This is a genomic window from Terrilactibacillus laevilacticus, assembly GCF_006517395.1.
GTDB classification, from domain to species: Bacteria; Bacillota; Bacilli; order Bacillales; family Sporolactobacillaceae; genus Terrilactibacillus; species Terrilactibacillus laevilacticus.
This window is the reverse complement of record NZ_VDCY01000011.1, coordinates 78,514-89,122: the sequence shown is the minus strand read 5'-3', so window position 1 is coordinate 89,122 and position 10,609 is coordinate 78,514. Positions and strand designations below refer to the sequence as shown.

10 protein-coding genes, 1 tRNA gene, 1 rRNA gene and 1 other RNA gene are annotated in these 10,609 nt (G+C 38.2%); all 13 read right to left on the bottom strand.

What is annotated here, in order from left to right; all coding sequences use genetic code 11:
• A 16S ribosomal RNA gene (locus FG390_RS12150) occupies window positions 1-88 on the bottom strand; the annotation flags it as partial.
• Window positions 89-868: 780 nt separating this feature from the next.
• Window positions 869-1,135, bottom strand: a complete 267-nt coding sequence (locus FG390_RS12145) for a pro-sigmaK processing inhibitor BofA family protein (protein ID WP_141191302.1) — start codon at window positions 1,133-1,135, stop codon at window positions 869-871.
• A gap of 120 nt (window positions 1,136-1,255) precedes the next feature.
• A complete protein-coding gene (locus FG390_RS12140; protein ID WP_141191301.1) occupies window positions 1,256-1,477 on the bottom strand; it encodes a YaaL family protein in 222 nt (73 codons plus the stop codon).
• A gap of 19 nt (window positions 1,478-1,496) precedes the next feature.
• Window positions 1,497-2,093 (bottom strand): recombination mediator RecR, encoded by a 597-nt coding sequence (gene recR / locus FG390_RS12135; protein WP_141191300.1) that lies wholly within the window; start codon window positions 2,091-2,093, stop codon window positions 1,497-1,499.
• Between the two features lie 12 nt (window positions 2,094-2,105).
• Entirely contained in the window at window positions 2,106-2,420 is a 315-nt protein-coding gene (locus FG390_RS12130) for a YbaB/EbfC family nucleoid-associated protein (protein ID WP_141191299.1), read from the bottom strand.
• Between the two features lie 19 nt (window positions 2,421-2,439).
• Window positions 2,440-4,146, bottom strand: a complete 1,707-nt coding sequence (dnaX, locus tag FG390_RS12125) for a DNA polymerase III subunit gamma/tau (protein WP_141191298.1) — start codon at window positions 4,144-4,146, stop codon at window positions 2,440-2,442.
• 208 nt (window positions 4,147-4,354) lie between these two features.
• An RNA gene (gene ffs, locus FG390_RS12120) (signal recognition particle sRNA large type) lies at window positions 4,355-4,619 on the bottom strand.
• 98 nt (window positions 4,620-4,717) lie between these two features.
• Window positions 4,718-4,810, bottom strand: a tRNA-Ser gene (locus FG390_RS12115).
• A gap of 62 nt (window positions 4,811-4,872) precedes the next feature.
• Window positions 4,873-5,364, bottom strand: a complete 492-nt coding sequence (gene tadA, locus FG390_RS12110; protein WP_141191297.1) for a tRNA adenosine(34) deaminase TadA — start codon at window positions 5,362-5,364, stop codon at window positions 4,873-4,875.
• A gap of 164 nt (window positions 5,365-5,528) precedes the next feature.
• Window positions 5,529-6,920: an amino acid permease gene (locus FG390_RS12105; protein ID WP_141191296.1), complete on the bottom strand. Its 1,392-nt coding sequence runs from the start codon at window positions 6,918-6,920 to the stop codon at window positions 5,529-5,531.
• Between the two features lie 375 nt (window positions 6,921-7,295).
• Window positions 7,296-7,934 (bottom strand): PAQR family membrane homeostasis protein TrhA, encoded by a 639-nt coding sequence (trhA, locus tag FG390_RS12100; protein WP_141191295.1) that lies wholly within the window; start codon window positions 7,932-7,934, stop codon window positions 7,296-7,298.
• Between the two features lie 202 nt (window positions 7,935-8,136).
• The gene (gene uraA, locus FG390_RS12095) at window positions 8,137-9,426 is read right to left on the bottom strand and encodes a uracil permease (protein WP_141191294.1); all 1,290 of its coding nucleotides are present in this window, start codon (window positions 9,424-9,426) and stop codon (window positions 8,137-8,139) included.
• Between the two features lie 215 nt (window positions 9,427-9,641).
• Window positions 9,642-10,286, bottom strand: a complete 645-nt coding sequence (locus FG390_RS12090) for a Bax inhibitor-1/YccA family protein (RefSeq protein WP_141191293.1) — start codon at window positions 10,284-10,286, stop codon at window positions 9,642-9,644.
• Between the last annotated feature and the right edge of the window lie 323 nt (window positions 10,287-10,609).

The window sequence follows — 10,609 nt, the reverse complement described above, 5'->3', positions numbered from 1 at the left end:
AAGGATTGTTTTGCTTCCTGCGCTCGACTTGCATGTATTAGGCACGCCGCCAGCGTTCGTCCTGAGCCAGGATCAAACTCTCCGATGATGCACAGGATGTGCAAATGTCGGTGTTGTCACAGGACGTGACGTCTTTAACCGACTTCCTTTAACAGGTACGAGCTTCGACGTTGCAACAGGACGTTGCGTCTTTAGTCGAAGTCCATTACAATGTCGGCACCATCACAGGACGTGACATTCTTAACCGACAATCTTAACCTGTTATAGTTCATTTATAATGAACAAATCATTAACCGTTTCATTTGATCCATCGCTCTTTTTTTCAAAGAAATCAATCGGTGTTACCCGTTTGATATTACGCTTGGCTTTTGTTTAGTTTTCAAAGAACAATCTCTTAATCCAGTATTTTTCAACAGCAACTTTATTAGTTTATCACTTTTAAAGATTACTGTCAATAGTTTTTTATGTCGTTTAACAGCGACTTGATTATCTTAAAAGATATTCTTTTTTCTGTCAAGTATTTGTTTCTTGTTTCTTAACGACAAATATTATTATAGCTACACTCAATTAAAATGTCAATATCTATTTTAGAAAAGGTGATTAAATATTTTAGTCGATCTTCGTTAGGCCCTTCTTATACTAGAATGAGAGATAAGGTGCATGAACTAAAAAACAAAACATCTCTGAACTTAATCAGAAAATGTTTTTATCCCGCCTTAACGGGCAGTAAGACCCCCACCTCAAGATTCTGAGTATTCAAATAAGATAGGTGGGGGATTAACTGCCCGTAAAGGTCCGATTGGTTCAACTAACCATCAGTGGGGGATGAAGAAAACCCCCACTGATGGAAGTTTCACTTTATTTTTAACTATGTGATTATATAATACTTAATAATAGCTAGCGCGGCTACACCTGGTAAACCTAATAAGCCACTAATGCTAGTCGTTACAGCGTTGATCGGTACATGAAGGTTGATTAACTCTCCTACTGTATTCAAGATAAAAAGCATAAATGCACCAACAACTAATTTAACAGCCAGTTGCCCCAACCACCTTATAGGCTTAAGCGGGGCACCAATAAACAACATCACGAGTAGAATACCAACAAATATGGACGCACCAAGGATAGGATACATAAAGACATGCCCTCCACTCTTTTTCTAAAAGTGTATGCTGGGCATGTCCCATAAAGAACTATCGTCTTCATATTATAGAAGACTATTCGCTAGTTTGAATGGTGGATCATCTTTTCTTGCCTATTCTCTTGGATTAAACAGCTGTTGTGCACGTGCTTCTTTTAGTAAAAAGAAGTATTTAACTTCTGCTAAACGTAATTGATACAAAACTTCTTCGGATGGTTCAATACTCGCATCAATCACGCGCTTTTTGTTGAGCCAATCATCTTTACATACTTCAAGCGTACTAACAAGGGAATCCGTTAACGTTCGGCGCAGCAACCTTTTCTTTTTTTTAAACATAGCTTAAGGCCTCCAAACCTTATAACTCTCGTCGTCCTTCTAACGCTTTTGATAAAGTCACTTCATCAGCATATTCTAGATCTCCACCTACGGGGAGTCCATGTGCTATGCGTGTCACTCTTATACCAATTGGTTTGACCAAACGAGAAATATACATAGCCGTTGCCTCCCCTTCAATAGTCGGATTGGTCGCTAAAATAATTTCCTTGATTCCTTCATCGCTCAAACGTTGAATCAATTCAGTTATTTTTATATCTTCTGGACCAATGCCATCTACAGGAGAAATCGAGCCATGGAGTACATGATATAGTCCATTGTAATCTCTCATTTTTTCAATAGCCATCACATCTTTTGGGTCTTGAACCACACAAATAACCGATCGGTCTCTTGAAGAGTCATCACAAATGTAACAAGGATCTCGATCACTAATATTTTGACATACTGAACAATAAATTAATTTACGTTTGACATTCACCAAAGATCTTCCAAATTCCAATACATCTTCTTCGTTCATGTTAATTACATGGAAAGCTAGACGCACGGCGGTTTTGGGTCCAATCCCAGGTAGTTTCATAAAGCTATCAATAAGTTTTGCGATCGGCTCAGGATATTGCAAAGCCTGTTCCTCCTAAAACATTCCTGGTAAATTCATTCCTTTTGTTAAACTACCAAGTTGTTTGTTTGTTAATTCATCTACCTTTGTAAGAGCGTCATTGACTGCTGCTAATACGAGGTCTTGAAGCATTTCAATATCGTCAGGGTCCACGGCTTCTTCTTTAATATTTACTTCAACAATTTCTTTGTGTCCCGTTGATTTCACCGTTACGACACCGCCGCCAGCTGTCCCTTCAACGATTTGTTCTTTTAAATCCTCCTGGGCTTTCGCCATTTGCTTTTGCATCTTTTGCATTTGTTTCATCATATTGTTCATATTGCCTCTCATGTTTGTTTCCCTCCAATAGTTAATCTTTTATTTCAAGCAAATCAGGACCAACGAGTTTTTCCGCCTCTGTGATCAATGGATCTTCCTCTTTTGATTCAACGGCCGATTGATCCCGATCATCTGATTTGACTTCTCTAATAAAACTTTCTTTTAATTCTTCCCAATTCTGAATAGGAATAGGATACATTTTTCGTTTTTCGCCAATGACTTCTTGGAGAATTTCTTCAACCATTTGCAAAATATTCCCCTTGTTTTCCATAACCATCTGACAGTGAAAGTCGTACTTGAAGGCTTGTAAAAAACTATCTGAAGAACTTGCAACGGGCTTACTTTCTAAGAGCCAAGCATGGGCAGCCACATTTCTTGCACGAATTCGCGCCATGATATCCGCCCATGATCCACGCAGCTGTTTGAGGTCGGTTTTTGATGCCTGCGTTAAGACCCGCTTCATCTCCTGCATTGGGAGAGTAAGCTGACGACTATTTCGTTTTCCTCGCGGTCGTTTTTCTGGTTCGGCCACTCTATTTGATGAAACTGACTGGTCTGTCTTCATTAGAGACAATTGGTTTTCAAGTTTAGCGAGTCTTTCTTCCAACTTTGATGTATCACTTGGGACTGATTGAATCGTCGATATTCCTCGTGTATTTTTTTTACAAAGGTTCACAAGAGCCATTTCAAGAAAGATTCGAGGGTGATTCGTCTTCTTCATTTCTTGAAACGTTTGGTTTAGAATTCGAATGATTTCATAAATCTGATGATCTGAAATAGACGCTGCGTGTTCTTTAAATTGATCACCAATACTTGGCCTTGATAGGATCTCTTCTAGATCAGGTGACGTTTGATAGACTAACAAATCACGATAATAAAACAATAAATCTTCTATTAGTTTCTGTGCATCTTTTCCTCGATCTAAAATCTCATTGACCGTTTGAATTGCACCCGAAACATCCTGAGCATCTATTTTAGATACGATATCACCGATCAATTGTTCAGAAACCATTCCTGTTACTTCAAGAACATCATCACGAGTCACTTTTTCTTCACTGTAAGCGGCGACTTGGTCCAAAATACTCAAGGCATCCCGCATCCCACCATCACACGCTTTTGCAATCAGATTCAAAGCTTCCTCGTCAACGGCAATGTCTTGTTTTTTAACAACATAATTTAAGTGTTGAATAACGGCAGATAAAGAAATCCTTTTGAAATCAAACCGTTGACACCTTGAAATAATGGTAAGCGGAATCTTATGAGGTTCAGTTGTTGCTAAAATAAACACCACATGCTTTGGGGGCTCTTCAAGTGTTTTCAATAAAGCATTAAATGCGCCTGTTGATAACATATGCACTTCGTCAATAATATACACTTTATACTTAACATCACTTGGTGCAAATTTAACTTTATCCCGTATATCTCGAATCTCATCGACACCGTTATTTGAAGCTGCATCAATTTCAATGACATCAGAAATGGTACCATTCATGATACCTAAACAAGCTGGGCATTCATTACAGGGTTCAGAAACAGGTGCATGCTCACAGTTAATCGCTTTAGCCAATACTTTTGCGGCACTTGTCTTTCCTGTTCCTCTTGGGCCACTAAAAAGATAAGCATGAGAAAAATGCTGTTTAGCAAGTGCATTCTGCAAAGTTTTCGTAATATGCTCTTGACCTGCTATGTCATGAAAGGTTTGCGGACGCAAAACTCGATACAGTGCTTTATAACCCATTTCCAATCCCCCTTTCTCGCCCTTCTCATAATATCTTATTATAACGTGTTAACTTTGGATTTCAAAGTAAAGAAGAGATTAAATTAATCACGGCCTACTACATAAGTGACTTACATATTAATACAAATTGAAAATGAATCGAGGTTTATATAATAAAAAAAGACAACCAAATTAGGTTATCTTTGTTCTTACTTAATATGTATTAACGCCGTGCACCCTTTGTCGATCTAAGTAAAATGACCGCTTCTTAAGCAGTTAGCTCGATTCAGGCAGCCCCGCGGCACACGAAAGGTCTTACTTACTGCTGCTTCCTTCCGGACCTGACAGGGTTCATAAGTTTCCGTTGCGCAGGACCCAAATGTCAACACCACTTACTTAAGGCTGCATCACCATACGAAGACCTCGAAAGGGAGTTCAACCTCGCTACAGCGGATTGCGAGTACAGGGCACCGCTACCTCCCCGTCTAGCACGGCAAAGTTATTAACATGTTTAAGGCTGAAATATTTCAGCGTATGGCTAGTATAACAAGTCGACCAATAAAACGCAATGGGAATTACTGTAAAATTCTTATGGCGGAGGCGAGAGGATTCGAACCCCCGCGACGCTCAGAGCGCCCTAACTGATTTCGAGTCAGTCCCCTTCAGCCAGCTTGGGTACGCCTCCAGATCGACAGTTTATAATATAGCACAATCTTTTTAAATTCGCAATTAGGAGGGTAGCATAAACTAAGGATCAATCGTTTTTTCTTGTTTTCTTTTTTTCTTCATTTGTCTTAAATTTTGAAAAAAAGATGTTAAAAGATTTCCACACTCAGATTCTAAGATGCCCGATACAACTTCTGTCTGATGATTAAACCTTTGATCTTGCAGTAAATTCATTAAGGTTCCAGCACAACCTGCTTTAGGGTCATTGGCACCAAATACCACTTTTTCAATTCGAGATTGAATAATCGCACCTGCACACATGGGGCATGGCTCAAGCGTCACATATAGCGTACATCCTTCAAGACGCCAGGAACCCAGATGTTCGCTTGCTTTTTCTATAGCGATACACTCTGCGTGAGACATAGGTCTTTGAGAGGTTTCCCTTAAATTATAAGCAGAAGCAATGACCTTTTGATCTTTAACAATAACGGCCCCTATAGGTACCTCACCAAGCTCCTCAGCCTTTTTAGCCTCAATAATCGCTTGTTTCATATATTTTATATCCTGATTCATCGCTTTTCTCTCCTAATGCCTTTAACTATAAAAGAAGCAGACTCCCAGCATTGGAGGGGAGCCTTCACTTAATTGACCGAAGTTTCAACTTGCAAAGGACACTTTCTTATTAAAGCTTACCATATTGCAACGGGGTCTTCTAATCGTGATATTTACCTTTCCCATCATTTCAATGAGCGTTTAATAAATGGGTAGAGGACAAGACCACAAATAATCATGCCAAGACCATATAAAAATGTTCTGAGGTCCTCACTACCGGCTTTAATGATCCAAAGGGAAAATAGAGTGGCAATAAATGCAATGATCCCATCACTAAATCGCTCTTTTTGTTTATGAAGGTAATCCTTTCCGCTTAGGACTATTTTCAATAAATATAAGGATGCGAAAATATAGGGTATTAAATAAGATAATGTCGCCAAAGTAGTCATAAAGGTAAAGACTTCAGAAATAGAATTTGACATAATTGATAAAAGGAACAGTTGTCCAATCAAACATGTTACAACCAAAGCTACAACAGGCGTCCCATTTTTATTTTCCTTAGCAAAACTTTTTAAGAAAAAGCCCTGTTTAGCCGATTGGTAAGGAACCTCTGCACTAAGTAATATCCAACCTATGGATGACCCAAATAAACTTATGAGAGCAAGTAATCCTAAAATATATCCTCCCGCATGACCTGTTACTTGACTTAGCGCATCAACGAGTGGTTTCGATGAATGGACTAATTCATGACGTGGGAGAGTCCCCATAACAAGAACAGTGATGGCAATATAGATAAATAAGGCGATAAGTAATCCCATGATCGTTGCACGTTTAATATCTCGTCCACTTTTGGCACGAGCAGAAAATACAACAGCAGATTCTACACCAATAAAGGCCCACATCGTTGTCACAGCGGCACTATTCACTTGACCAAACAAACCAACGGATTCACCTTTTGCCGTCTGTAATTCAGTAAAAGGGGTGAAATACTGTGTCTGAATCACAAATAGTGTTACTAAAATAAAAAGAAGAAATCCAATCACTTTAGCCACTGTGGCCATAAGGTTTAGTTTTCCCGCTCCTTGAATCCCTTTTAATATGAAAGCAAAAACAAACCATAACAAAGCTGAACTAACAAGGAAGTTTAACAAATAACCCAATGTCACGGTGATATCACCGTATTTATAAAGTAATAACGTACTATTCATCACCGGAAAAAAGGTGGATAAATAACCTGTAAATGTGGTTATGACGGCTACATTTCCAATGAAATTAGCTACATAGTAACCCCATGTTACAAAATACCCCATTAAACGAGAGCGTTCCGTCCCTTCCTCAAATAAGGATTTAGCATATATTTGTGGCCCGCCAGAAATCTCAGGTCTTTTTATAGAAAGAATACCATAGACAAGGGCAATAAATAACACGCCGAGACCAGTTAAAATCCACGCAAGTAGGGAACCCGCTGGACTGGCTTCTAACGCTAATGTACTTGGCGTCATAAAAATAGCCGAACCTACCATATTCCCAACAACTAATGAGGTTAGTACCCAAACATTTAATTGCTTTTTATTCATTTTCTTCATCACCTTCTGTAAAACTTAGCTGCATGTGAAACTATATCGCATTAGTGAGATAAAGTAAATAGGTATGTTTTATCGTTAAAAGAATTTATTGGCATTTAGACTGGGAAGGAGGAGTATATAAACCAATGGTCCGTTTATTGGGGATTTTTATCTGTAACTAAAAAACACATCTCTCCCTAGAAGTGCGTGTTCAAAAAGGTGACTAATTAGAAGCAAGAAGATCAAGGCGGCGCTGTTTTGAGGACCGGAATGTAGGTTTTTACTACATGAGGACCGTAAAAACAAGTGGGCGCCGAGATTCGCATCTTATCATTTGTTGACTTTTTGAACAACCTCTAGAAGAAAGATGTGCTAAAAAAAGCTTAATCACGGTAACAAGAATAAAACGGAGAAGAAATGGGCGATTGAACCAACTAAAACAAAGAAATGCCACATTGCATGGTGATATTTAAAGCCTCTCCAAACAAAAAATATGGAACCAACCGTATAAAGTAGTCCACCGACAAATAATAACTGAGCACTTATTTCAGGAACGTGTGCCGTTAAGGGTTGCCAAGCTAGAACGATCAACCATCCCATGACGATATAGAGTAAGGTTGATAAAAAGACATATTTTTTAACAAAAAAACATTTGAAGATGGTTCCTCCAACGGCGAGAAAACTTACAATACCGAATAATGTCCAACCTAGCCATCCATTTAGTCCAATAAATAAAAAAGGGGTATACGTCCCAGCAATAAAGAAATAGATTGATGAGTGATCGAGAATTTCAAAAACATGCTTTGCTTTTCCACGAGGAATGGCATGGACAAATGTTGATGAGGTATAAAGAAGTAACATTGTAACACCAAATAATGTGAAGCTGACAATATACCAAGCGGAACCTTGTATTGACGACAATACAATTAAAATGATTAACGCAGCGATACTCAAAAGCATTCCAATTCCATGAATCGTTGCATTAGCTATTTCTTCACCTTTTGTAAATACACGCGTATTGGTCAAGAAGATCATGTCCCTTCTTTTTTACACTTATAGGTTTATTATAACCCATAATGTCTCAAAAAAGTTTGACAATTAAATATAGCCTGCTCAATATTCAAATTGCAGAAAGACTACCGATTGCGATCCTACAACCTAAGTTATTATGCCTTCTTAAAGAGTAAATAAGGCGCCACCCAGGGGTGACGCCTCGTTTCACGTTAACTTATTCCTCATCCAAATCATTTGAGATTCTAAGTACATTAATTAATTTAAAGAACAAGCTGAGGATAATAGCAACAACTGTTGCAAGTCCCATCCCTTTTAGTGAAATCAAGGCTTGTCCAATATGAAAATTCAATGCTGCACCACTAATCCCAATTCCTAATACAACTGAAGCTAGGATAATATTTTGTGATTTCGCAAAATCAACGTTAGCTTCAACAAGAATACGTAGACCAGAAACCGCAATAACACCAAAGAGAAGAATCGAAATCCCTCCCATAACGGGTGTTGGAATGAGTGAAATCAAGGCTGAAAGTTTTCCCACGAATGAAAGGAGCACGGCTAAGATCGCTGCACCACCTATGACCCATGTAGAGAATACTTTCGTAATGGCCAAAACGCCAATGTTTTCTCCATAGGTCGTATTAGGTGTAGATCCGAAGAAACCAGAAATGACAGTCGAAACGCCATTTCCTAGCATGGATCGATCAAGACCTGGATCCTTGACTAAATCTTTTCCTACGATCTTACCAGTTACGACAAGGTGTCCAATATGCTCTGCAATAACTACCAAGGCTGCTGGAACGATGATAATAATACTTGATAGATGAAACGATGGTGCATAGAAATGTGGAACGGAGAACCACGGTGCCTTTTCAACTACTGAGAAATTAACCATATGCAGGCTTGCTGCAATTATATAGCCAGCAATAATCCCGATTAAAATAGGGATTATTTTAAGAAAACCCCGAAATAGAACCCAGCCAAGGATGGTGATTAACATTGTTAAAATTGAAACAGTGACCGTCTTTGGATCAATAGCCCAATTCTTTGCCCCCGTATTATTAATAAAACCAGCCATGCCTGCTGCAACAGGAACAAGTTCAAGCCCAATGACGGCCACAATGGATCCCATGGCCGCTGGCGGAAATACGACATCAATCCATCTAGTTCCAACTGCTTTAATAATTAAGGACACGATAATAAATATCAGACCTACTACAATAAAGCCACCAAGAGCATCATGATAACTGTATTGAGTTAAAACAACAGTAACAGGTGAAATAAAAGCAAAACTAGAACCAAGATAAGCTGGAATGCGGCCCTTACTAATGAATAAATAAATAAGTGTTCCAATCCCATTCATTAATAAAATCGTAGCAGGATCAACATGAAAGAGAATCGGTACTAATACAGTTGAACCAAACATCGCAAATAAATGTTGAAGACTGAGAGGAAGACTCTTCAATAATGATGGTCGTTCGTCTACTTGAATGATGCGTTGTCCCAAGATAATACCTCCAAAAAAAATATATATTTATTATGTCCTTAGTTAGTATATCCGATGAATAAAAGAAAAAAAATAACATTTCGACAGTAATTGTGAATTTTCGTAAAAAATCGTTTCATTCTGAACATATCTCTAATAAAGAAAATAGATAACAGAAGTCAGAAAAAAAGTCGCTCTAAAAATGAGCGACTTTTTTTCTGACTTCTTTATGGATGTTAATCATTGCGGGAGAGTATTCCCATAAACTGTAGGATGTACAAGAAGAGGTTTACAAAGTCGAGATAAACAGAGACCACAATTCCCGGAATATCCTGGTCAGAGAAACCATACACCGTTAATCGACTAAAATCATATAACGTGTAGCCAACAAAAACTAAGATACCGAATCCTGATATCACGAGTGATGTAGTACTTGAAAAAGGTAAAAAGATATTCATAATCCCCAAGGCAATTAACGCAATCACAGAAATAAACAAGAAATTACCTAGGAATGTGAAATCTCTTTTACTCACCATGGCAAAAACAGCAATTCCACCAAAAGCAGCTGTTGTTACAGCAAAAGCTTGTAAGACAACGGTTGCTCCTAAAATACTGATATACGTGCTAATAGCGGGGTACAGAGTTAATCCTGAAATCGCCATAAAAGCATACATAAAGAGATAGCCAATCGCTTTTCGTTTTCTCGCAAATACCATCGCTATAAGCATAATAATTTCAACTACAACGAGTGGAAGAAAGAGTGCTGGCGGTACGTATTGCCCTGTATATAATCCAGCAGTTGCAACCAATAATCCTGAGAAAAAAGCAGCAAATAGTTTAGAATACGGTTGATTTTTAACATGACTGGTTAATGTCGTCAAAACAAGTCATCCTTTCAAATAGTTTCTTTAAAGTTAATACGATAAAGAGGTAAAATGGGTTTCAAAAAAAGTGAAACTTTTCATCCCCACTGATGGTAAACCTGAACTAATCGGACCTTTACGGACAGTTGATCCCCACCAATCTTCTTTGAATGCTTAGAACTTTGAGGTGGGGGGCTTTTCTAGCCGTTAAGGCGGGATAAAATTTGTCTCTCTTTTCTTTAATAATCAGTATACGTCCATTTTTTAATTTTTTAACCTACCTGATTTAATTATTTTAAAAAATTCAATTAAATGTTTATAAGAGGTTGTTCAAAAAGTCA